Here is a 24,713-nt window from a genome sequence, read left to right as displayed (position 1 = left end):
AGCCGGGACGGCTTGTAATTCCAAGATCTTTTCCTGCATTTGCAAGACTCTGGCCGCTCAGCACCGTCTCTGTCGTGTTCGGAAGCACTGCTGATGCATCTTCTGCATCCTTATCATACGTCAGGGTCACATTAGCATTCGGGATCCACATTGCGTAGACGGTCATACTTTCAGCAATAGCTGTTGTTTCTGTAAACTGGCTTCCTGATCCTTCTGTCTCCGTGTACCAGCCTCCGAACGTATAGCCGGGACGGCTCGTTCTTCCAAGATCTTTTCCTGCATTTGCAAGACTCTGGCCGCTCAGCACCGTCTCTGCCGCATTCGGAAGCACCGCTGCTGCATCTTCTGCTGCCTTATCATACGTCAGGGTTACATTAGCATTTGCTGTCCATTTCGCATAGACGGTCATACTTTCTTCTATTACGTAGGCTGTGTCAAACCGCTGCCCGGTTCCATTCTCTGCTGTATACCAGCCTCCAAATGTATAACCCGGACGGCTCGTGATTCCAAGCTCTTTTCCTGCATTCGCAAGACTCTGGCCGCTCAGCACCGTCTCCGCTGCACTTGGCTGTACTTCTGCTGCATCCTCTGCTGCCTTATCATACGTCAGGGTTACTTTAGCATTTGCTGTCCACTTTGCATAAACTGTCATGTTCTCTTTTATTGCAACAGTTTCGTCAAATGGAACTCCTGTTCCGTTTTTCCCTGTATACCAGCCTCCAAACTTATAGCCGGGACGGCTTGTTATTCCAATATCTCTTCCTGCATATGCAAGACTCTGGCCTCTCAGCACAGTCTCTGTCGTATTCGGAAGCACTGCTGCTGCATCTTCTGCTGCCTTATCATACGTCAGGGTTACCTCGTCATTCGGGATCCACTTTGCATAAACCGTCATATTGGTTTCTATCGGTGTTTCAACTGTAAACAGATTACCTGAACCATTTTTTTCTGTATACCAACCTCCGAAACTATAACCTGGACGGCTTGTCGAACCAATTATTTTCTGTTTGTCTTTTAAGCTCTGGCCACCCTGAACAAATTCTATCTTACTGGGCAATACCTCTGTTGCATCAGCTGCATCCTTATCATAAGTAAGTTTTACCGCACCATTCGGCTGCCACTGTGCATATAAGGTGACATTGCTCTCCATCTTAATTTTGTCTTTTTCATAGTACCTTTTACCGGATCCGTCTTTTTTAGTGTCCCAGCCATCAAAAGTAAATCCTGGCCACTTAAGCGATCCATTACCGGCTATTACAGCCGTCTGCCCTTTTGAATATGATTGACCATCGGGGACTACACCATAGTCTTCACCGGTCGGAGTCTCATTTCGATTATAATTAAGACTGACTGAAATTTTTTTCTGAACAACACCATCAATATGCCAGACACCCTCCGGATATTTTATATCATTTCTCTGGTCTTTTATTACATACCATTCGACATATTCATTGCTGTTCCATAGCCTCTTACTTTCGTTAAGCCTTTCTACCTCTTCATAAAATTCAGGTGTTAATGCATTGCTGACTTCTTCAACTCCAGCTACTGTGTGTAACGGATTAAAATAATACAACAAATTGTCTACTTTTTTATTCTCACACAGGTAGGCGTAGCCAGCATATTGAACTGATGGTTCACCTGGTATTGTCCCATCATTTCGAATTGCAATTGAAAGATATCCTGACTTTACCCCTGAATTCTGGGCCCATACCGCATAAAGTGTTGTACTTGACCAAGGCATCTGATAGCTGCTTCCCAGTGGAACATATCCAGCATAGGAAGATACACTTGTTTTACTGACAGCACTGGAATCCTTACTCGTTGACCAGCCTAAAAGTACATAATTATCTCTGTACAAATTTCCCTGACCAGGAAGTGTAACAAGTTCCCCTGCCTTTGCACTTATTGGCTGCGGGACAGTACCCTTTCCATTATTCAAATCAAAACGAAGCGTTGGACTGTTAATCCCTTTAAAAGTAACCATATATACGGAAAAATGCGCTGCTTCAAAAGATATCTCTGCTACCGTATTTTCTCCCGCAACATGAATTATATCAGAAACAGTTTCTATATTTTTTACTTCATTAGCAGCCACTTTATTTACAGATTCTGAGGAAATATCAAGATTACCTGTATCTATGTGTTCTACTTCAACCGTCTCCGCCTCTGCGCTCTTCTCTTCAATTGCCCTGCCAGAGAATGTAACATCTACATAGCCATTCTCACTCCAGCTGTTATCAAGAGCTTCCAGTTCCCCTTCGCCATTCTCGACAAATAACTTTATGTCATAAGCAAGAACTGTATTTTCAGAGGTATCTTCCCCTGTCTCTTCTGCTGTTTTTTCTTTGACAGCCTCTTGAACTTTTTCTGTAACCTCCGTTACTTTTGCCAAAGTTCCTGCCGGTAAGATTCCTTCTTCTGCATGAAGAGAAACTACTACATTGCCCAACGTCTTGCTGAAACTGAACTCGGGGTGTTCACCAGTCTCCGACATTGAGATCATAATTTCCTGTTCCTCTGTCACGGAAGGTACAATGTAACGCTTTGCAGATAAAGAAGCATTGGAGTCTGTCGCTTCGGAATCATCAACTGCTTCCAATTCCTCTCCGTTTGCAGTGACACGGTCAATCACATAACCAACCTGAGGCTTTACTGTAAAACTTAAATCATTTCCTTCTGCAACGTTCTTTGCACCCTTTATCGTTGCTGTTCCAACAGGGGTCACTGTATACGTTACTGCATAACCTTCTGATGACACATCAACATGAAGTTTATTAAGCGTTGTAACATATGCTTTCGCATAATAGGATTCATCCAATACGATCTGACCATACGTCTTGCCGCTCGTGCTTCCTGTTACTGCTTTTTCTTCTTCCTGCTCTTCAGCCTCTGCTGAAGTTTCTACCGTTACAGTCGATTCTTTTTCATCAGACAGATTCTCACTGTTGTCCTCTGTTTTTTCCGCCGGATTATCAATAGAATTATCCACCTGGATCATTTCTTCGGACGATACCGATGTCTGTTCTTCTTCATCACTTACCGCATCATTACTGCTTTCTGTTTCCACAGGTGCCGCAATCGTTGTTTCCTCGTTTACTTCGCCATCAGTGGCTTCCACAGGATCTGTTTCCTTGTTCTGGAATTCTTCTGCTTTTTCCTGATTATCTGCAGGAACTTCGGCAGCTTTGTTATTTTTATCATCATCAAAAGCTTTATCATTGCTGTCGTTTTCCTCTATAACAGTAATTGCTGTCGTCAGAACATAGGAAGAATGGCGTGATACGGACAGCTGTCCAGCATCGTCAGATAGCGCTTCCACATCGCTGCTGTTATCAGAACTGGGGGCTGCGGTATTCTCATCAGTTGTTGTATCAATATTACTATCACCTTCTGAAGCCGGTTCAACAGCTGCATGATCTGCTGGTTCCTGGTTGTCTTCTGATACATTTTCATCTGGGGTCTGAACCTCATTTGATTTGTCAGTCTCTGTTTCCGTATTTAAATTTTCTTCAGCATTTGTATTCGGATCTGGAGATTGAATGCTGTGATCCTCGTTGCTTTCGGCGTTTGCATCAGGATTCTCGTTTGTTTCACCTGTCTCGGTATCAGCCGCTGATGTCTCAATGGCTTCTGCTGATTCAGATTCCTCGTTTGTATCAGGAGTTTCAATTGCCTCTTCTGATTCAGATTCCTTACCAGGCTCTGACGCCTCAGTCTCTTCCTCTAAATTGGTTTCCCCGTTTGTATCAGGAGTTTCAATTGCTCCATCTGAATTTGTTTCTTCCTCTCCAGCCGGCAGTTGCGGTTCTCCCCCCGGTACGGCTGCTTCATTGTCATCCAATAAGGAAGAATTACCCTTTACCGTTACCTTCTGGGTTGTATAACCATCAATTTGGGAACGAAATGTGATTCTTGCTGAAGAATCATTGATATACAGGAAAATAATATCCTCATCTCCTGTAATCTGATATCCCTCATATGCGTCATCAACGCGAATAAACATTCGAAGCTCAGCTCCGTCTGCATATTCCTCTTCATCCATGTCATACGATGGAGAAAATTCAAAAACAGTTCCCGCTCCAAACAGTCTCTGATATTCTTTAGCCAGACTCCTGTCTGATGCGTCAGCACCAAGATCTTCGAAACTGAACTCATTGCCGCTGTCAATAGCAGCCTGAGCAGATTCCCTGATCTCCTCTCCACTCATGACAAACGTGGCCTTTTCTGTCTCAAACGCACTCGCCACATCCGCCCACGACACCATATTAAATGATGTCATCGTCAGCACGAACGCCAGAAAACCTGCCAGCCCTCGCCTGAACTTTCTTCTTAGTCCTTTCATACTTTCTCTCCTTCCTTACCCTTCCTTTATGGTCTTTTGTCGATTGTCAGTATAGTATCTATCTTCACACTCATTTTCCCCGCTTCCGATTTCCAAAGCGGAGGCCATCAGAATAATCATTTCCAGAAAGCTTCTGAAAGCCTGTTTTTCGCCGGTTTCCCGCCAGCATATCACGCCCTGCCAGGTTGAGTGTTCCCTGTACAGGATTTTTATTACAAAGGTGGCTTTTCTGCCGCCTTTCCGGTAGGTATCCCAGGTCTCTTCTGAAATGATCTTGCATTCTCCCGGGGCTGTCCCGGAAGCACTCCTGCCGATTCCAACCTCAAATAAATGGACCATAGCATCAGCCAGGCCAATGGTTCCTTTGAATTCCTCCAGATGATTGATAAATGCGTTCTGTACACTTCCTTCCAACAGTCCGCTGTCATAGGAGTTTACAGCTACCTGACATGTTCTTGCGCCTTTTCCCAAATCTTTTATTCTATATCTTCCGGTAAGAATTTCGTCTACCAGCTGGATCATCTGTAATATGCTTTCAAAGTGCTCCGTCCGTTCTTCCTCCAGCCAGGTTATCTCTCCCTGCCAGCTGGCGTCATATCGGAATTTTACATATATATGAAATGTTGCTAATTTTCCATTACATACCTTCCTGCATTCTTTCACTTTCGGTGCCGGATAATCAGTACCGGTAAACCTCCGGAATTCCATGGTCTGTTTCGGACACGACATCCGGTTGAATATCTGGTCCATCTGGAGTACTAATTCAAGAAAGTTACCATAACGGATACCGGGTGTTTCTCCCGCGTGACTGATAATTCCCTCCATACACTGCCTCTCATACCGGTCTACTGTTACGGTAAAATAGCGATATGAGTTATCAAGCATGCTCATTTTTGCTATCGACAATTTTCTCACCTTCTTATAATTTAATTTAAGTAATCCGTACGAATCAAAACATCCTGTTCCTTCTAAAAAAATCTGCCGTTTATTTTATTTTCCTTACAAAAAACTTAATTATAGAAGCATTATACATCTTCATGGTAACAGAATGGTTACATTTCAACTTTTTTCCATTTCTTTCTTTGTAATTTTTTACTTCTTATTTGTTAATAATGCCGAGTTTTATTCCCAAAATTGGTAGATAAATTAAATTATACGCACCATTAATTCAATATTTTTATTATTATTTATCTAATATTCAGTTATATTTCTGTTTTCATGCCTTAATATCATATTTTCCCATTACATTCTCCTATAAATCCGCAGCTACAATTTGCATATTTTCCCCATTCAAAATTCATTCTTCCATTTTTGAATGAAAAATCTGATCATTTCAAAATAACAGCCTTTCTTCTATATTAAATAAATCCTATTAAATAAATCCTCTGATAACCAATCTGACGACCACATATATACTCCTTCACACCATCAAGGCTCGGCGAGCCATGCAGACCCAGGTATTGAAACACCGGCATCCTCCGTCACCGTGACCCGTACTTTTTGATAACTGTTTTTAACCGGCACCATTGACGTAAGAACCGCAAAATCGGTATACTGTACTGTAGTTAATCCGAATGTGACTGGAAAAACAGCAAAATCGATATCATAAAATTAAATAAAATAACAGCAAGTAAAATCAAGCAGCGGCCGCCCGATGTCTTTATAATGAATATAGGGAGGTACAAACGAGGTGAGCAAGAGAATGTACGAATGGCAGAAACAAATTCAAGTAATTGTTGATGAAATTGACAAATGTATTAAAAGCTATAACGATGAAGCCCTCACACTGCGCTTTCTTTCCCGGAAACTGGGCTATTCTGAATTTTATACCACCAGGAAATTCAAGGAGATTTCGGGTATGCAGTTTAGGGACTATCTGCGGCAAAGGAAATTAGCCTTTGCATTAAAGGAGGTTCGGGATCATGATAAAAGCCTGCTGGATATCGCTTTTGATTATGGCTTCTCATCACATGAAGCATTTACCAGAGCGTTCAAGGGGGCATACGGTGTAACGCCCAGTGAATACCGGAAAAATCCGACCCCCGTGGCTCTCCGCACAAAAATAACCCCTTTTGACCGCTACTTTTTAGGATTGGGAGAGATTGGTATGATTCAGTCATCCGATGATATTAAAATTTACTCTGTAACCATACCTGCACACAAATTTTTACACATTAAAAACTACGAGAGTAATGGATATTGGGATTTTTGGCGTAAACAAAATCTTATACCGGGACAGGACTACGAGACAATCTGCGGTTTGCTCGACAGCATCAAGGGAAAATTAGACGACGAAGGAGGAAGCGAAGCCAACTGCGCGGGCGGGCAGATTATGGCATATATGAACGACCCCAACGGCAGACTTTGCGATTGGGGGATTTTGCGTACAGAGTGCTGGGGCGTACGGCTGCCCAGTGACTATCATGGAAACGTACCGCCGCAGATGGTTATGGCTGATATTCCCGAAGCCGAGTATATTGTCTTTGAACATGGGCCATTCGATTATGAACAGGAAAATTGCAGTGTAGAAGAAAAGATTGAAACGGCAATGGCTGATTTTGACTACACAAAATCTGGTTACTGCCTCGATACTTCCCCCGGCAGAATCATGTACTTTTATTATGATCCCGAACAATATTTTAAGTATATCAGGCCTGTTCTAAGGGAATCATCTGCTTCCCGGTATTGATAAAATCAAAATGATGGAGGAAAAACAAAAATGGCTGCATCTATTTGCGGAATCGATTGTACCAAATGCGAATTAAGCAGCATTTGTAATGGCTGCATGGAGACGAACGGCCGGCCATTTGGCGCAGAGTGCATGGCTGCGTTATGTCTGGAAAAAGGAGAGAAAGAATTATGTGAATTCAAAAGAAATTTAATTGCAGCATTTCGTGCACTTAATATAGAAGATATGGAAGAAATCACAGAGCTCCATGCACTGAAAGGCTCTCTCATCAACCTTGAATATACTTTGCCAAATGAACAGATTATCAGGTTTTGGAATGATGATAAAATTTATTTAGGGAATCAGCTTTCCAAAAAGGGCAGTGACAGATATTACGGAATAATTGCCGACGAAAACTATCTTATGGTATCTGAGTACAGCGGTCCTGGTTCCGATGCTGAGTTAGTCGCATTTATGCGTTGGAGACAGTCTTAAATCAGTTATAAGCAGCAGAGAGGAACGTGTCATATGAACAGATATATTGCCTTGTTAAGGGGAATCAACAGAAGCGGAAAAAATAAAATATCCATGTCTGAACTAAAGAAGGGCTTTGCAGAGTTTGGTTTTACAGAGATTACTACATATCTGAACAGCGGCAATGTAATCTTTTCAAGCACCGTCCAGGATATCAAGATTCTTACAAATAAAATACAGTTCATGATAACAGACATTTTTGATATGGCTGTTCCGGTTTTTATTATTTTACAGGATGAACTGAAGGAGCTGTTGAATCACGCTCCTGACTGGTGGGGAACAGATCATAAAGAACGATATGATAATCTTATATTTCTCATGCCTCCTCTCTCTTATGAGGCGTTTTATGATGAAATCGGCAATCCTAAAACCGGGTACGAGAACGTGTATCACTATAACAATGTTATTTTCTGGTCCTTTAGCAGGAACGATTATCAAAAAACGAATTGGTGGTCTAAGACTGCCAGCTCAGGCGTTAGCGGCAGAATTACAATACGAACCGCAAATACGGTAAGAAAAATTGTGGAGCTGTGACCTGGACAGACAGCCCCAGAATGAAATGCCGTGAGGGGATCTGTGAAACTCTTCCGGTATGGAAACTGCCGGTATACCCCGTAATTACGGGTTATACCGGCAGATAAAAACTTAAGAACAATCATCACACATCACGTCTGCTTACTCATCAATACTGTAGTTCGGAGCCTCTTTCGTAATATGAATATCATGAGGATGGCTTTCCTTTAAAGAAGCCGCCGTGATCTTTACGAATTTTGCAGTTTCCTGAAGCGTCTTAATATCGGACGCTCCACAGTAACCCATACCTGCTCTGAGTCCGCCCAGCATCTGGAATACGGTATCCTCTACAAGTCCTTTGTACGCAACACGTCCTTCTACGCCTTCCGGAACCAGTTTTTTAGCATCCGACTGGAAGTAGCGGTCCTTGCTTCCGTTCTCCATCGCCGCAATCGATCCCATGCCGCGATATACCTTATACTTTCTTCCCTGATACAGTTCGAAGGTTCCCGGGCTCTCATCGCAGCCCGCAAACATGCTTCCCATCATACAGACATTGCCGCCTGCTGCAATGGCCTTCGTTAAATCGCCTGAATACTTGATCCCTCCGTCTGCGATAACCGGAATGCCATATTCTTTCGCCACAGCGTAACAGTCCATAACCGCTGTGATCTGCGGTACACCAATACCGGCGACCACACGGGTCGTACAGATAGATCCCGGTCCGATTCCAACCTTAATTGCATCTGCACCGGCTTCAATCAGGGCTTTTGCTGCATCTCCGGTCGCTATATTTCCGGCAATAACAGGAAGATCCGGATATGCTTCCTTAATCATACGCACACAATTTAATACATTGGCAGAATGGCCATGGGCAGAGTCCAGAACAATGACGTCAACCTTGGAGGCCACCAGCGCAGCCACACGCTCCAGGACATTGGCCGTAATTCCAATGGCAGCGCCGCACAGAAGTCTTCCCTGGCTGTCTTTTGCAGATAACGGATACTTAATCTGCTTCTCAATATCCTTAATCGTAATAAGTCCCTTTAAGTTAAAATCATCATCGACGATCGGAAGCTTCTCCACCCTTGCCTTGGCGAGAATCTTCTTCGCCTCTGTCATGGTGATGCCTTCCTTTGCAGTGACCAGATTTCTGGAAGTCATACTCTCCTTAATCTTGCGTGAAAAATCTTCCTCAAATTTCAAATCCCGGTTTGTTATGATACCAACCAGCTTTCTGCCTTCTGTAATCGGAACGCCGGAAATGCGGAATTTGGCCATCAGCTCGTCCGCATCCTTTAATGTATGCTCTGGAGAAAGATAAAATGGATCTGTTATGACGCCATTCTCCGACCGTTTTACCTTATCCACCTCTTCCGCCTGTGCCTCGATCGACATATTCTTGTGGATGATACCGATACCTCCCTGTCTTGCCATGGCAATGGCCATGCGGTGCTCGGTTACCGTATCCATACCTGCACTCATCAGGGGAATATTCAGCTTGATGGTCTTCGTTAAGTTGGTCGTTAAATCAACCTGATTCGGGATTACTTCTGAATATGCCGGAACTAAAAGTACGTCGTCAAAAGTAATGCCGTCGCCAATAATTGTACCCATTAAATTTTCCTCTCTTTCTTGTCGTTTTTATTAATACAGCTAATAAATTTTAGCTTGTTAGTTACATAGTTTAACAAATTTTGCACCACTTGTCAACGGACAATTTTAATCTGTTTTCCGTGTGTGAAAGACATTATTTCCGGCGTATTTCATATAAAAAAAGGGCAGACACACGCTGCCAAAACTGTCACGTGTATCTGCCCTTTTCCCTTATCATTCTTATCTCTGAATTAATTCAAATCTTCTTTTCAAATAAATCCCTAAATCCGATCCACTACCTTGCGCGGAGCCGTCATCTTCATGCAGTGAAGAAGTTTATCATTCGGTTCGAAAATAATCTTCGTAGAATTACTGCCGGACTGGCTGATTAAGGTAAACGTCTTCGCATCCGGCATATGGGAAGAAAAATCCAAAACCTTCATATTATTCGTCTCATGGTCTTTCGCCTCAGTGGAACCGGTGGGCGCAACGATCTGAATTTCATCCATGGAACCTTCCCAGGCTTTCTTTCTCTTGGTCTTTCCGTAAATCCGGTCAATGGTCAGCTGATTGGTCACATAGAGGTACTCAAATTCAACTTCACTGTTGCGGAAGACAAAATAGGCTGCCGCCGCTGCCGCAAACAGAACAAGAATACCAAATATTCCGAGCAGCGGTGATACGGCGATAAAAAACGCCACCACACATACCAGAACCATCAATACCTTGACAAGCATCATATAAGCCGGTGCTTTCCGTTTTACGAGCCATTCTGCATACATTTCATTCATAGACTGTTGTCCTTTCTTCTGTGAAGGGAGATGATGGAATAAAGAGCCTGACGCAGAGGGGACCCTCAATTTCTGTGATAGCAAAAAGAGGATCTGCAATGCAAGCACTGCAAACCCTCTTTTCATTACGCATGCGTCGCTTTTGCTTCCGTTATTACATCATATCCATTCCGCCTGGAGCCGGAGCTGCAGGTGTTTTTTCTTTTATATTAGCAACAACAGATTCAGTTGTCAATAAGGTAGATGCAACACTGTTCGCATTCTGTAATGCACTTCTTGTAACTTTGGTCGGATCCAGGATACCGGCTTCGATCATGTCTACGTATTCTTCCTTATAAGCGTCAAAGCCTGTGCCTACCGCTGCTTCTTTTACCTTGCTGATAATAACGGCGCCTTCCAGACCTGCGTTTGCCACGATGTGGTATAACGGAGCTTCCAGAGCCTTTAAGATAATCTTAGCGCCTGTCTTTTCTTCGCCTTCCAGACCGTCAATGACTTTCTGAACGTCCTTCATAGCATGGATATAAGCGGAACCGCCGCCGGCGATAACGCCCTCTTCAACGGCTGCTCTTGCTGCGGATAAAGCGTCTTCCATACGAAGCTTTGCTTCCTTCATCTCGGTCTCTGTTGCCGCACCTACGCGGATAACAGCAACACCGCCGGATAACTTCGCAAGTCTTTCCTGTAATTTTTCTTTATCAAAATCAGATGTGGTCTCTTCAATCTGAGCCTTGATCTGGCCGATTCTGGCTTCGATCTCGTCTTTGCTGCCTTCACCGTCCACGATGATGGTATTTTCCTTCTGAACCTTAACGGATTTTGCGCGTCCAAGCATATCCATGGTGGTGCTCTTTAACTCATAGCCTAATTCTTCGGAAATTACCTTGCCGCCTGTTAAGATGGCGATATCCTGAAGCATCTCTTTTCTTCTGTCGCCGTAGCCAGGAGCCTTAACAGCAACTACATTGAAGGTACCTCTTAACTTGTTGACGATTAAAGTGGTCAGAGCCTCGCCTTCGATGTCTTCTGCAATGATTAAGAGTCTTGCGCCGGACTGTACAACCTGCTCTAATAATGGAAGGATCTCCTGAATGTTGGAAATCTTCTTATCTGTAATAAGGATATACGGATCGTCTAAGTTTGCTTCCATCTTCTCCATATCGGTGCACATGTAAGCGGAAACGTATCCTCTGTCAAACTGCATACCTTCTACCAAGTCTAACTCGGTCTTCATGGTCTTGGATTCTTCAATGGTGATAACGCCGTTGTTGGAAACCTTCTCCATGGCATCGGCTACCATCTCGCCGACTGCATCGTCTGCTGCGGAAATTGCAGCTACTCTTGCGATGGAGGCTTTGCCCTTGATCGGCTCGCTCATCTTTGCGATCGCATCTACAGCTGCCTCAGTAGCTTTTCTCATACCCTTTCTTAAAACGATCGGGTTAGCGCCTGCAGCCACGTTCTTCATACCTTCATTGATCATCGCCTGAGCCAGAACGGTCGCTGTGGTGGTACCGTCACCAGCTACGTCATTGGTCTTTGTCGCAACTTCCTTAACCAGCTGGGCACCCATGTTCTCATATGGATCTTCCAGCTCGATCTCTTTTGCAATGGTTACACCATCGTTGGTGATAAGCGGAGCGCCGAAAGATTTGTCAAGAACAACGTTTCTTCCTTTCGGGCCCAGGGTTACACGAACTGTGTCTGCTAACTGATTTACGCCGGCTTCCAGTGCTTTTCTGGCGTCTACACCATATTTAATCTGCTTTGCCATGATTTCATTCCTCCAGTTTCTTTCTATCTATCGTTTTTGTTATGATTTCGGTATTGCCTGTTGATATTGTCTCAAGGTCTCAGGGATTCGGTTTATTCGATCACTGCCAGGATATCGTTCTGCTTTACGATAACCAGCTTATCTTTTTCGCTTTCACCTTCCACTTCGGTTCCTGAATACTTGGAAAAGATTACTTTATCGCCGACCTTTACCTGCATGGTCACTTCTTTGCCATCAACCAGGCCGCCTGGTCCTACTGCGATTACTTCCGCCTGCTGCGGTTTCTCTTTTGCCTGACCCGGTAAAACGATTCCGGATTTTGTCGTTTCCTCTGCAACCAATGGTTTTAATACTACCCTGTCAAATAATGGTACTAATTTCATTGCAATTCCTCCTCATACTGTTTCTATTGATTCTTTCTTTTTGTTTCGCAAATGGAAACTTCTTTTAACCACATACTAAGTTATATCACTCATTATTAGCACTGTCAATAGTTGAGTGCTAATTTTATATATTTTTTACAATTTCATTCCATAACTGAGAGCATTTTCCCATTCCTACATAGTTTATAGAAATTTTCTTATTATATACCTTTATTTTTTTCTTTATAAGTATTACAATAAGAATCAAATGAAAGGAGTGTTTCACATGGCAAAAAAGGGTAATGGTTTTGGGAAATTAGTGGCTTTTGCCACCATCGCGGGTGCCGTTGCGGCCGGTATCTCTTATTTTACGAAATATAAATCTTTCCATAAAGAACTGGAAGAAGATTTTCATGATTTTGAAGATGACGGGAATGACGACATTTCCAAGATTGACAGCACAATGAACAGGAACTACGTATCCCTTCACGCTGACAAAGATGAATTTAAGGTTGCGGCCGCCGATATGGCTGACGCCGCCAAGGATGCAGCCTCTGCCGCGAAGAACCTCGTGAAAGACGCAGCTAACATTGTGAACAGTACGGCCAGGGAAGCCGCTTCCGCAGTTGCCGATACAGCCAAGGATATGCTTGATACAGCCATGGACCGTTCAGAGGATGATGAGGAAGAAGATATCACCGAAGACGGCGGGCTCGATTACGCAGCCGGCGCTGCAGACAGTTTCAAAGAGGAACCGGAGCAGGCCGCAGATACCGAAGATAAAGAAGACTCAGATGAAGTTGAAGAAATATACGAAGGAACCGGTGATGCATTAAAGAAGTTTGCCGCAGAGGAATCCACGACGATTGTGGAGGATACGGTTGACGAACCATAACCATCCGGTAATTTAAGAAAGAGTTCCGGAGAATGAACGGTGCTTCCTGTCAGCGAAACAGGAAGCCACTCATTCCCTGGAACTCTTTTTTTGTTATTGTCTCACAAAAATCGGGGAAACCCAGGCTGTATCTCCATTTCTCAGATGTACCCGGAGCCGGTAACAGCTTCCCGCCTCCAGTGCAACCTTCTTTTCGCAGCTCATGGTATACGCCTCTTCCGGCACCGCCTGGCGGATTCTGGTTTTATAGGCGTTATGCCAGTAAAAATCATCACGGTAGTGCTCTACATTTCCAAAGACTTCTGCTGCCAGCTCCATACTCTCCCGGTACTGGGCAAGAATTCTCGATGATTTCATCAATTCTCCTATCTTCAGGCGGTATACGTAGCTGTCCACCTTCAGCACAATCTCGTCCTCTGTATTTCCCTCAACCTCAAACACAAAGCCTTCCTTTACGACTGTACTCGGCCCCATCCAGTGGCCCGTAGTCGTGCTCATATAAGTAGTCATATGGAATTCACAGGATTTTTCCGTCACGTTTAACAGCTCCTGTCCGAAGCTGTTAAAGCATTTCTGTACCGAACAGAGACGGCCGGGCACCTCCAGAGACCCCTCCCATGTCTTGACAAGCCGGTCTTTATAAAACTTTGGATTTGGCCCCCACCCGAACTCCACTGCAAATTTCACCTTTACAACGCCGGTATATTCCGCCTTTTCCCATGTTCCCGCATGAACCGCCATGGTATCGAGAACGTTATCCTTCAATATCTCTACCCGGTCAATGGCATCTGCCGCCCGAACAGTAAATGCAAGTGTGCCCTCTCCCGGCTTCACCACAGCCCCCATGGGACTTCCGTTGATCGTAAAATCAATATCCATGCGGCTTCTGCTGACACCATATACCCGGCGGTTTTTCAGTCCCTCCCAGATCGCTTCTTTGGTTCTGTCTGCTGCCAGCACGCACATGGTTCCATGGTCATGAACAGCCGGTACATTGTGGTTGTCTCCTGAGGCAATCGCGCCGACCAGATACCCTTTCTCCAGTCCCCTCTCGTAACACGTCTCTCCGGTTCGCGGGCCCATATGAAGATGGCGCTCCATGTCAAAGGGGCCGGTATCATTCTCACTGCACCCATGGCTGGAGTAGATCTCCGCAAATGGAGAGAACTCCTCCCGGTGAGTCTCCCAGTTTTTTCCTCTGCTGCCCAGCTGGTAGGCCACATGATGGGGAATGGCAATCGCCTCCGTATCCTTATATGCCTGATAAAGCTCCTCATATCTCATGGGATGGTGCATTGCCTGCTCATTATCCAAAAAGAACACATTATGGTCCCCATCCTTTCCGGAGCCCTGCCACTCATAGCCCATAAACATGGGATAACCGGCTGCATTTTCCCGTTTTACCGCCTCGCGCAGCTGCTCCCAGTCTTCTTCAATTAATTTTCCGTCATATAGATCCTCCAGACCAGCTCCCGTTTTGGTAGCCTTCATATAGAAGGGATAGTAAGCGACCGGCCAGAAATCAACGGTATTTTTGGCGTGCTCGATCCACTGGTCCAGTTCTCCCATCTGATTGTGATGAATATTGCTGTGTAAATCCGTCCATAATTTTTTATAATGCATAGGGTTCTTTTCCTTACCTCTCCGTATTTTCTCCATATTTTTCGAAAAATTCCGCTTCCATTTTTCGCTGCTTTTTATCATTCTTCTTTAAAAGCCAGATAAGAACAAAGGTCAGAATGATGAATGCCAGGCAGATCGGACGTTTAAAGAATATGGTCCAGGAGCCGCCTGAAAGGACAAGGGAATTTCTTAAATTGGCCTCTGCGATAGGGCCAAGGACGATCCCCAGAATGATCGGTACGGGAGGCAGTTCTACCTTCTGCATAAAATAAGCGATCCCGCCGAATATCAGCATAACCCGCACGTCAAAAGAGGAATTCGCCAGGGAGAACGCTCCTGTACAGCAGATAACAACCAGAAGGGCCGTCAGAAGCTCCTGGGGAATATGTGTGATTTTTACGAAAACCGGAAGCAGATACTTCCCCTGTAAAAACATCACAATCTGTGAAATCACACAGCCAATTAAAATTGCATAGACGACAGGCCCGGAAGAAGAAAACAGCTTAGGCCCAACCACCAGTCCATGCATGGTGAATGCACCCAGCAGTGTGGCTGCCACCGCATCGCCCGGGATTCCCAGTGTAAGCAGCGGAATCAGCGTAGCCGCTGTCGCCCCATTGTTGGCAGACTCCGGAGCGGCGATTCCCTTTAACTCTCCTTCCCCGAACTTCTCGCCCGGTTTTGCGCAGCGTTTGGCTTCATTATAAGCAATATAGGAAGCGATTGCCCCGCCTGTACCCGGTATGGCTCCGATGAACGCCCCGATCGCGGATGACTTCAGCATCGTTGGGATCGTACTCTTTATCTCTTTGAAGGTCAGTCGATCCGAGGGATCCGCCTTTTTCAGCTCCGTACCGGAATCCTCTTCCTCCGTGCCGTTTACGCGGCTGATCATCTGGGCGATTGCGTATACCCCCAGTAAAACTGCCAGCATCTTGATTCCGTTATACATCTGCAGGCTGCCGAAGGTAAAACGTGTGACTCCGCTGACAGCATCGATCCCTACCGTAGCAATCAGAACGCCAAACGCTCCGCTGATTACTCCCTTTAAAATACTGCTTCCGCTGACAGAGGCTATCACGGACAGCCCGAATACCGCCAGTGCAAAATACTCCGGCGCCCCAAAATAAATAGCGATTTTACTGATCTGCGGTGCAAAAAACAGAAGACACAGAGCACTCACCAGGCCGCCAAAGGTTGAAGCTGCCAGCGCCATGTCCAGAGCCTTTCTCGTTTTCCCTTTTTTGGACAGGGGATAGCCATCCAGCAAAGTGGCCGCTGCTGCATTCGTGCCCGGCGTATTAATAAGGATGGCCGTTATGGAGCCTCCAAAATTCGAGCCAAAGAAGATGGCGGTCAGCATCAGCAAAGCCGGTATACTGCCCAGTTTAAAAGTGAACGGAATCAGAACCGTAATGGCCAGATTGCCATTCAGCCCTGGTATCGATCCGAAGATGATTCCGATAAAAATCCCCAGGTTTACAAACACAAAATTCTCCAGAGTGAACAGCTGGGGCAGTGCCTGAACTATAATTTCCTTCATTTGCGGCCTCCTACTTCAATCTCACGTGAAGTACCTGCGTAAACAGCAGATACAAAACGATAACCGTGATCATTACAATTACATAATACAGCTTTCTTTTGCTCTTTGTAAAAAGCAGAGTCACGGTTCCAAGGAAAATGGAAGCCACAATAAAGCTGTAATCAAACAGTATTACATAGATGGCGAACACCGCCATGTAGAGGAGCGCCTTTCCTTCTTTCGCCAGATTAAGTTCCCGGACCGTGTCCTTCTTTAGAATCAGGCTCTGAAAGATTAGTGCCGCTCCGCACACGATAAACAGCATGGCCGCTCCGCCCGGAACAGCCCTGGAGGTCAGACCGCGTCCTGACGAATATTCTGTACCAATCTGAGCCGGAATCAGCCAGAGAACTGCCAGGCCGAAGATTACGCTTATGATTCCGGCACACAGATTTGTCCTGTACTTCACTTTCATATCGGTTTCTCCCCACAGGTTTAGTGATAATACTTTTCATAGATTTCCCGGCACATGTTTGCGGATTCCTCAACAATGGCACGTACACTCGCTCCGTCAGCAATATCCGGCACGTATTTCGCACTTTCAGCCAGTTTTTTACATTCCTCCGTCTCAGTATAGGCCAGAATCATATCGTGAATCTGATCCAGAGCAGCCTGATCCGCTCCCTTTTTTGCAATCAGGAAATTACAGGACTTAAACTGAATATCATAGCCCAGATCCACGACTGACGGAACGGTAAAGCCTTCGAATCCATCATAGGCTTCTGCGGAAAATACGGCAATGGGAACCGCTGTTCCCTCTTCGATAAACTGCTGACAGGCGCTGGCATTGCCAATGGCACAGATTACGTCACCGGAGGTCAGAGCCAGCATGTCCTTATTCGTTCCATCCGAGGTCACGGCTTCCGCGTTTAAACCGGCTTCTCCGAACAGTGCGGTTCCCAGCATATGAGTGGTTCCACCTGGCGTATTGGATCCGAACAGAATACGTTCCTTCTCTCCATAAGCCTTCAGTTCTTCCCAGTTATGGATACCGCTCTTCTCCGGGTTTACACAGAGCACAAAATCCTCAGATACCATACCTGACACGATGGTGAAATCGTCCAGACTGACTTTAATATCCTGGTTGAACAGAGGCGCCAGTGTAAACAGCGCAATTCCTGATGTCATCAGTTCGCAGGGGTCCGCATCTTTTGCCAGAAGATCATTGGCCGCGATAGCTCCGGATGCTCCGGTCAGATTATTAATCATAACCGTAGTCCCTGTGCTTTGCTGGATCCCCTGTCCCAGAATTCTCGTGATCGTGTCCATCGTCCCGCCTGCTGCATTGGGCACACGGATTGTGATGTCATGATCCGGTTTCCAGCTGCCCGCCTGTGCGGCAGTGCTGTCACCGGCCGTATTTCCCTCATTTCCATTCTCTTTCGTGCTCTCCTGGCTGGCCGCCTCCTTCTGCGTCTCCGGCTGCTTCACCGTTCCGCTCTGGCTGCTGCATCCCACAACCGCCGCCATAGCTCCTGCAAGTACCAATGCCATCAATTTTCTTCTTTTCATTTGCTGCCTCTCCTTCTCATATAATTTCATAATGAAATTAATTAGTTAAATTTTTAAGACACACCCCGTTGTCTTTTTATCATTATATCACATCTCTATATTTTTTCAATATGAAATTATATATTTTTTATGAGGTTTATACAATAATCTCGAGAGCCTGTTCCACAGACAGCCTGGCAATGCTTTCTTCAATACGGACATTTTTCTTTTCCCTCACCAGCCAGCAGTTATCCGCAATCTCCTCCGTAAATGCCAGTTCTTTTGTTCTCTGCTTTAAATACTCCACAATCCCGTCGACGCATTCAAACAGATCCCCATATAAGACAAGCGTTCCCGGATTCACAACCAGAAAAATCTGGTTAATGCCAATCGCCAGCTTGTCAATGGCATCCGTCAGGACTGCTGCAGCGGCCGTCTCCCCGGCATTTGCCAGTCTGCATATCTCCGGCAGTTCCAGTCTTTTCCCACTGGCCTCGAAATATGCTTCTTCCATCGCCGGCTTAGACACATACGATTCCAAATGCCCCCGTTTTCCGCAGGCACACAGTCTTCCCCCGCTCTCCACAAGAATATGGGCGAATTTCCCTGCCATGCTGTTCTCCCCGTCGATCACCTGGCCATTACAGATAATGCTGCCTCCGACTCCGTCAGAAATGTAGAGATACACCAGGTTCCGGTTCGTGCCGCTTAAGTCCAGATACTGTCCCTTTAAATCGGCAATCACATTATTTTCCACGAGAATCTGGCAGTCATACCGTTCTTTCATGTATTCCTTAACCAGAATCTCTTCACCGGAATCGGGTGTATAGATCACGCTTCCTTTGCCTTCATTTACCGTTCCGCGGGAAGCAATACCAATGGCAAAAAGGTGTCTTTTCTCAACGCCTGCTGTTTTCAAACAGTCTTCGACCGCAGATTCCATCAGACTTAGCAGCTGATCTCCCCTCTTTCTCCCCTGAAGCCTGATCTCTCCGGAATGGACTGGTTCTCCCCCCAGGTTCTTTATACAGTAATACAGTCTGGACCTGCTTAAATTCATTCCAATGCTGTAATAGGCATTCTTTTTAACACAAAGCATAACTGGTCTGCGCCCCATATGGGTCTGTTCTGTCCCTTCCTCACATATCAGCCCTTCCCGCAGCAGTTCCTCTACAACCCGCGTAACAGACGGTGCAGAAAGGCCCAGACGCTTCTCCAGCTGTTTTCTGGAAATGCCTTCATTATTTAATATTTCACGAAATACACGAACCCTGTTTCTGGATTTCATCTGAGATTTTCCGGAATTTTCGATGCGAAGCATATGACAAGCCTCCTTTACTGTCTACTATCATACCTGATATTCCTGTTTCCGGCAAGCAAAAAGGATGGTATAGTATCCGTATCCGGTATTTTGCTGCAGCGCAAATCTGCTTCGGAAGGCCAAAGGCTCCGGCCGATGTACGGGGTAAATGAATTCTGCTGAAAGGGAGAAATTTTATGTTGACTACAATTAGAAATTCAGAATTAACTGCGGTGATTGACAGTGCAGGGGCACAGCTGATCTCTTTAAAAGACCGCAGCAGAAAAGAATACATCTGGCAGCGCGATCCGCGCTTCTGGAGCCGATGCTCTCCGCTCCTCTTTCCCGTGGTAGGCGACTGCAGGAATAACCGGCTCCTGATCGACGGAAGCAGCTACAGACTTCCAAAGCACGGCTTCTGCAAGGACATGGAGTTTCAAAGGCTGGAACAGTCGGAGGACCGTGCATCGTTTTTACTCCAGGACAACGCACTCACAAAGGCCATGTATCCCTGGTCCTTCCGGTTGTCACTGACCTATGAACTGAATGCCGGAAGCCTTTTTTTGAAATACCGGGTTGCCAACAGGGACTCCTCTGCCCTGTACTACTGCATCGGAGCCCATCCTGGCTTTCGCTGTCCCATGGAGGAAGACGCTGTCTTCGAGGATTACTGTCTTATATTTGAGAAAGAGGAAGACGTTTATGCCATGCCGTTTGACCGTTTCCAGGGAGAATACCTCTCCAACGGCCGCGGATATGAACTCCGCGGCCGTACCATTTCTCTGTCCAGGGCACTCTTCCGGGACAACGCCCTCTATTTTCCTAAAATCGCCTCCCGCAGAGTCGCCCTCATTCACCGGGCTGACGGATGCGGAGTCGAGGTTTCCTATCCGGACTTTGAAACCATTGCCTTTTGGACCACATATCCGGACCAGGCGCCATTTCTCTGTATCGAGCCCTGGAACGGCTCCGGGGCCCGCACCGGAGAAGGAGATGAGCTGATTCACAAAAATCATGTACGCAGACTGGAACCGGGCGCCTCCCATGACCTCTCCATGGCAATCAGGCCGCTTACTTTTCGTACAGAAACTCCTCCGGAAGCGTAACCTTAAAATCTTTCGCCAGATCCTTAAAATTCTGCGGTGTAATGGTCTGCAGCTTATCCGGGCGGATCGACAGAACCTTTACCAGGATTTCCGCAGATTTCTCCACGGTATGCATCAGGCCGAAGGTCAGATCAAAGTCTTCGCCGGAGGCAAACAGGCCGTGGTGAGCCCATACGGCAACGTCGTATTTCTTCATCAGCTCACTGGTAGCCACGGCGATATCGCGTCCGCCCGGAACCATCCAGCCGACCACGCCCACGCCATCCGGAAATACGACCGGACACTCAGTAGCCATTTCCCATAACTCTCTTGTAAACACCTTATCTTCCAGCGGAAGAACGAAGGTCAGGGCGATGACGTTGGTCGGATGCGCATGGTAGATCACGCGGTGCTTTCCGCCTGTCACTTCTTTCTTCACTTCATGGTTCATTAAATGGGAGGGGAGTTCGCTGGTGGGGCGTCCGCCGTTTACAAGGCCCCAGCAGATGCGGTAGTTCTCTCCCGCTTCGTCTACCTCGATGATGCAGCTGTTAGCCGCCGGATCAAGAATCACATTACGGAAATACTTTCCGCTTCCTGTCACCATGAAGTACTCGCCTGCCAGCTTTGGAACGCTGGTTCCGATCGGCTGCCACGGATTGCTGTCTGTCAATTCTTCTTTTACGGATTCCACTTCTTCCGGTTTGATGCGGTAGCTTAAGTTGCCGCCGTTTCTTTCATGCCAGTTCTGCTTGAAGCCGTCGTCACAGAGACGGATAAAACCTTTTACAAATTCTGCGTCTGTTACTCTCATTTTATATACACCTGTTCTTTCTGTTCTTGTTCTTTCTGTTCTTATTCTTTTTATCCCAGTTATCTTCTATTCCATAACCACTGCCGTACTTAGCTTCTCTTCGCCAGAACGTCGGCCTCATATCTCTTTACTTCCTCAAACCACGCCTCTTTAACAGGAGCACCGTTCTGCTCACAGAAGTAATCCCACACGTCGCCTAACGGATAGGTCTTCATCTCCTCGGAAAGCATCATCAGCTCCGTGAACTTTCTTTCATTCTGAAGCTCCGCCATCTTACCGTTCGGAAGAAGCAGTGCGTTTAACAGCGCTTTCTGCATATTGCGCATGCCCACTACCCAGGCGCTGATGCGGTTGATGCTGGCATCGAAGAAATCGAGGGCCAGTAAGACGCGGTCTGCGCCGCCGCGGACGATTTCCTTGGCGATCTCTCTCGTCTCGTCGTCAAACAATACTACGTGGTCGCTGTCCCAGCGCACCGGTCTCGTCACATGAAGAGCCACTTTGTCAAAGAACAGAAGCATGGAAGAAATCTTGTCGGATACCACCTCTGTCGGATGGTAATGACCGCTGTCCAGCAGGCATAAAATATCATTCTTGGAAGCGTAATTCATATAGAATTCATGGGAACCTACGGTACAGCTTTCCATACCGATCCCGAACACCTTGGATTCAACCGCCACATATACCTTCGACTTGTCGTAATCTATGGAAAGGATTTGATCCAGGGAATCCTTCAGTCTCGCTCTCGGAGCCGTGCGGTCCGCAGGAATATCCTTGAAGCCGTCAGGAATCCAGATGTTCATGGTACACGGAGTTCCCAGTTTCTGTGCGAAATACTCGGAAATACGGATACAGGCCTTTACATGGTCGATCCAGAATCTGCGGATCTCGGGATCCTCACTGGATAACGTGGCATTCTCAGCTTTTATATGAGAGAATAAGGTCGGATTAAAATCGATGCCGAGACCTCTTTCCTTAGCAAATTCCACCCACTTTGCAAAATGCTTCGGCTCCAGCTTGTCTCTGTCCGCCCACTCGCCATCTTCGAACACGGCGTAGCTGGCATGAAGGTTGATTCTGTGCGTTCCCGGAATCAGGCTAAGCGCCTTGTCCATATCTGACATCAGTTCCTCCGGCGTTCTCGCACGCCCCGGATAGTTTCCTGTCGCCTGGATTCCGCCGGAAAGGGCGCCCGCGCCGTCAAATCCGATTACGTCATCTCCCTGCCAGCAGTGCATGGAAACGGGAATATTCTTCAGCGCCTCCAGCGCTGCATCCGTATCCACACCGGCTGCCCGGTAGATTTCTTTTGCGGCTTCGTATCTTTCTTTTACTGTCATGGTGTTATTCTCCTTTTTCCTGCTTTTCTATTATCATTTTCCAGTTATTCTGATTTCCCAGTTATTCTGATTTTCCTGTCTGCCCGCTGCCGGCCGTATCCTCTCCGGTCAGTCCAGGTGGAATACCGGCTTTAGATCCACGCTCACCGGGCTGTTGTCCGGGTTGGTGTCCATGATATCGGCCATATAATCCCACCATTTGCGGTTGATGGCCGTGTCGGCTGATTCCGCCCATTTATCTTCATCTTCAATCTCGATGTAGCCGTAAAGCACATTCGTCTCGCTGTCCAGAAAGATAGAGTAATTATGGCCGCCGTACTCATGAATCATATCCTTCATCTCCGGCCAGAGCAGGTTGTGCCGTCTCTCGTACTCTTCTGCCATGCCTTCATACAGATGCATTTTAAACGATTTGTGTATCATCCTTCAATCCTCCGCTATTTTAATAGGTACTGATCTCAAACGAGCGGTAAACTGCCGCTCTCGCTTCCTGAAGTCCCTTAAATTCACCGGCCTGAATCATCTGTGCCAGAAGGTTCCCGACAGCGGTTGCCTCGCCAGGACCCGCATATACGGTTTTTCCTGTAGCCCCTGCAGTCAGCCGGTTTAAGTAGTCTGCATTGGAACCGCCGCCCACAATGTTCACGGCCTGATACGTTCTGCCTGTGATGGCTTCCAGTTCCTCCACGGTCTCCTTATAGCACTGAGCCAGGCTGTTGTAGATGACTGCGGCCAGCGCGCCGGCCGTCTCTGGTACTTCCTGACCGGATTTTCTTAAATACTCTTTTATCGCTTCCGTCATACTCTCCGGCGCAAGAAATACGTCGTCGTTGCAGGGCACAATGGATTGTATGGTTTCCTCAGAAGCCATGCGGCAAAGCTCTGCAAAGGAATACGTCTCTCCGGCTGCCGCCAGTTCCTTTTTCACGGACTGGATCATCCACAGCCCCATGATGTTCTTTAAATAACGGAAACGATACTCATAACCGCCTTCATTGGTCAGATTGGCCTTTCGGCTTTCTGCAGAACAGTCTGCCTCTGTTAATTCCGTTCCCATCAGAGACCAGGTACCGGAGCTTATGTATAACAGGCCGCCGTCCGCATCACTGCTGTTTCCGGAGGCATTCTCCGGTACCGGTACGGCCATTACCGCCGATCCCGTGTCATGAGTTGCCGGAAGCACCACCTCGCAGGTAAAGCCAACCTCGTCCTCCACGGCTTTCGTCAGCGTTCCCACCACGGTTCCCGGCATGGACAGCTCTGTAAACAGTTTCTCAGGATATCCCAGACGCGCAATCAGCTCATAATCCCACGTTTTCGTCACCGGACTGACCAGCTGGGTCGTCGTCGCATTGGTATATTCCTGTTTCTTCACTCCGGTCAGCAGATAATGAAAGTAATCCGGAATCATCAGCATGGACTCTGCGCCGGCAAGCTCTTCCGGTCTCTCCTCCTTCACCGCCATCAGCTGATAGATGGTATTGAAAATCTGCTTCTGAATTCCTGTCCTCTCATACAGGGCTTCCGGAGAAATGGTTTCATATACCTTTTCATCCATTCCCTTCGTTCTGTCATCCCGGTAGCCGACCGCGTCTCCCAGAATCCGGCCTTCTCCGTCCAACAGGACAAAATCCACCGCCCATGTGTCAATTCCCATGCTGCATGGAATCTTTCCCAGTGCTGCGCACTGCTTCATCCCCATCTTAATTTCATGAAACAGGGATTCCACATCCCAGCAGAGATGGCCGTTCTTTTTCTTCATACCGTTTTCAAAACGGTAGATCTCTTCCAGACTGATGGTTCCGTCCTTCACTGTGCCGAGGATATGGCGGCCGCTGGAGGCGCCGATATCCACTGCGAGGTAATAGTTCTCCATTTGTATCATCCTCCGATATTTTCTAATCATATTTTATCGAATTGCCGGACAGAAAAAAAGGTCTCGGTTTATTAAAAAATATGTCCTTATTTGCAGTCTTGTGCTATACTGCATATAGAGATATCTG

20 protein-coding genes are annotated in these 24,713 nt (G+C 46.5%); 5 read left to right on the top strand and 15 right to left on the bottom strand.

Annotated elements, in window-relative coordinates:
• Positions 1 to 4,207, bottom strand: a 4,207-nt coding sequence (locus NE473_RS10350; RefSeq protein ID WP_256265224.1) for an InlB B-repeat-containing protein, incomplete at its 3' end; no start/stop codon positions are given.
• A 150-nt stretch (positions 4,208 to 4,357) separates the two neighbouring features.
• On the bottom strand, positions 4,358 to 5,257 hold the full coding sequence (locus NE473_RS10345) for a hypothetical protein (RefSeq protein ID WP_242866154.1): 900 nt from the start codon (positions 5,255 to 5,257) through the stop codon (positions 4,358 to 4,360).
• 787 nt (positions 5,258 to 6,044) lie between these two features.
• Between NE473_RS10345 and NE473_RS10340 the strand changes: the two genes are divergently transcribed.
• Genes NE473_RS10340 through NE473_RS10330 form a run of 3 tightly spaced genes read left to right on the top strand, consistent with a single transcriptional unit; the run spans position 6,045 to position 8,078 of the window.
• Entirely contained in the window at positions 6,045 to 7,031 is a 987-nt protein-coding gene (locus NE473_RS10340; protein WP_055650568.1) for a helix-turn-helix transcriptional regulator, read from the top strand.
• A gap of 30 nt (positions 7,032 to 7,061) precedes the next feature.
• On the top strand, positions 7,062 to 7,505 hold the full coding sequence (locus tag NE473_RS10335) for a hypothetical protein (protein WP_055650567.1): 444 nt from the start codon (positions 7,062 to 7,064) through the stop codon (positions 7,503 to 7,505).
• Between the two features lie 33 nt (positions 7,506 to 7,538).
• A complete protein-coding gene (locus tag NE473_RS10330) occupies positions 7,539 to 8,078 on the top strand; it encodes a DUF1697 domain-containing protein (RefSeq protein ID WP_055650566.1) in 540 nt (179 codons plus the stop codon).
• 141 nt (positions 8,079 to 8,219) lie between these two features.
• Here NE473_RS10330 and guaB read toward each other — a convergent pair whose 3' ends face one another.
• From guaB to NE473_RS10310, 4 genes are all read right to left on the bottom strand, one after another.
• Positions 8,220 to 9,674 (bottom strand): IMP dehydrogenase, encoded by a 1,455-nt coding sequence (gene guaB, locus NE473_RS10325; protein WP_055650565.1) that lies wholly within the window; start codon positions 9,672 to 9,674, stop codon positions 8,220 to 8,222.
• Positions 9,675 to 9,934: 260 nt separating this feature from the next.
• Positions 9,935 to 10,444: a DUF6106 family protein gene (locus NE473_RS10320; RefSeq protein WP_022032185.1), complete on the bottom strand. Its 510-nt coding sequence runs from the start codon at positions 10,442 to 10,444 to the stop codon at positions 9,935 to 9,937.
• Between the two features lie 154 nt (positions 10,445 to 10,598).
• Positions 10,599 to 12,218, bottom strand: a complete 1,620-nt coding sequence (gene groL / locus NE473_RS10315) for a chaperonin GroEL (RefSeq protein ID WP_055650564.1) — start codon at positions 12,216 to 12,218, stop codon at positions 10,599 to 10,601.
• 92 nt (positions 12,219 to 12,310) lie between these two features.
• Positions 12,311 to 12,601, bottom strand: coding sequence for a co-chaperone GroES (locus NE473_RS10310; protein ID WP_006774923.1), 291 nt, complete (start codon positions 12,599 to 12,601; stop codon positions 12,311 to 12,313).
• Positions 12,602 to 12,866: 265 nt separating this feature from the next.
• Here NE473_RS10310 and NE473_RS10305 point away from each other — a divergent pair, with 265 nt between their 5' ends.
• Positions 12,867 to 13,475: a hypothetical protein gene (locus NE473_RS10305; RefSeq protein ID WP_039892133.1), complete on the top strand. Its 609-nt coding sequence runs from the start codon at positions 12,867 to 12,869 to the stop codon at positions 13,473 to 13,475.
• 93 nt (positions 13,476 to 13,568) lie between these two features.
• On the opposite strand, the gene NE473_RS10300 is transcribed toward NE473_RS10305, so the two are convergent.
• The 5 genes from NE473_RS10300 to NE473_RS10280 form a co-directional block, all read right to left on the bottom strand.
• Positions 13,569 to 15,098 (bottom strand): PHP domain-containing protein, encoded by a 1,530-nt coding sequence (locus NE473_RS10300; protein ID WP_055650563.1) that lies wholly within the window; start codon positions 15,096 to 15,098, stop codon positions 13,569 to 13,571.
• Between the two features lie 13 nt (positions 15,099 to 15,111).
• Positions 15,112 to 16,641 (bottom strand): tripartite tricarboxylate transporter permease, encoded by a 1,530-nt coding sequence (locus tag NE473_RS10295; RefSeq protein WP_022032182.1) that lies wholly within the window; start codon positions 16,639 to 16,641, stop codon positions 15,112 to 15,114.
• 10 nt (positions 16,642 to 16,651) lie between these two features.
• Positions 16,652 to 17,095, bottom strand: coding sequence for a tripartite tricarboxylate transporter TctB family protein (locus NE473_RS10290; protein WP_055650562.1), 444 nt, complete (start codon positions 17,093 to 17,095; stop codon positions 16,652 to 16,654).
• A gap of 20 nt (positions 17,096 to 17,115) precedes the next feature.
• Positions 17,116 to 18,192: a tripartite tricarboxylate transporter substrate binding protein gene (locus NE473_RS10285; protein ID WP_154658090.1), complete on the bottom strand. Its 1,077-nt coding sequence runs from the start codon at positions 18,190 to 18,192 to the stop codon at positions 17,116 to 17,118.
• A gap of 136 nt (positions 18,193 to 18,328) precedes the next feature.
• On the bottom strand, positions 18,329 to 19,492 hold the full coding sequence (locus NE473_RS10280; protein WP_006772217.1) for an ROK family transcriptional regulator: 1,164 nt from the start codon (positions 19,490 to 19,492) through the stop codon (positions 18,329 to 18,331).
• A 176-nt stretch (positions 19,493 to 19,668) separates the two neighbouring features.
• On the opposite strand from NE473_RS10280, the gene NE473_RS10275 reads away from it, so the two are divergent.
• Positions 19,669 to 20,577, top strand: coding sequence for an aldose 1-epimerase family protein (locus NE473_RS10275; RefSeq protein ID WP_055650561.1), 909 nt, complete (start codon positions 19,669 to 19,671; stop codon positions 20,575 to 20,577).
• On the opposite strand, the gene rhaD is transcribed toward NE473_RS10275, so the two are convergent.
• The 4 genes from rhaD to rhaB form a co-directional block, all read right to left on the bottom strand.
• On the bottom strand, positions 20,543 to 21,370 hold the full coding sequence (rhaD, locus tag NE473_RS10270) for a rhamnulose-1-phosphate aldolase (protein WP_006772213.1): 828 nt from the start codon (positions 21,368 to 21,370) through the stop codon (positions 20,543 to 20,545). The genes NE473_RS10275 and rhaD overlap by 35 nt on opposite strands.
• A gap of 89 nt (positions 21,371 to 21,459) precedes the next feature.
• Positions 21,460 to 22,710 (bottom strand): L-rhamnose isomerase, encoded by a 1,251-nt coding sequence (locus tag NE473_RS10265; protein WP_055650560.1) that lies wholly within the window; start codon positions 22,708 to 22,710, stop codon positions 21,460 to 21,462.
• Positions 22,711 to 22,818: 108 nt separating this feature from the next.
• Positions 22,819 to 23,133 (bottom strand): L-rhamnose mutarotase, encoded by a 315-nt coding sequence (gene rhaM, locus NE473_RS10260; RefSeq protein ID WP_006772211.1) that lies wholly within the window; start codon positions 23,131 to 23,133, stop codon positions 22,819 to 22,821.
• 19 nt (positions 23,134 to 23,152) lie between these two features.
• Positions 23,153 to 24,586 (bottom strand): rhamnulokinase, encoded by a 1,434-nt coding sequence (gene rhaB / locus NE473_RS10255; RefSeq protein ID WP_055650559.1) that lies wholly within the window; start codon positions 24,584 to 24,586, stop codon positions 23,153 to 23,155.
• Positions 24,587 to 24,713 lie beyond the last annotated feature (127 nt).

It is taken from the genome of Hungatella sp. SL.1.14 (assembly GCF_024460495.1).
Lineage (GTDB): Bacteria > Bacillota > Clostridia > Lachnospirales > Lachnospiraceae > Hungatella > Hungatella hathewayi.
The sequence above is the reverse complement of the archived record's forward strand: the minus strand, read 5'-3'. Positions and strand labels throughout refer to the sequence as shown.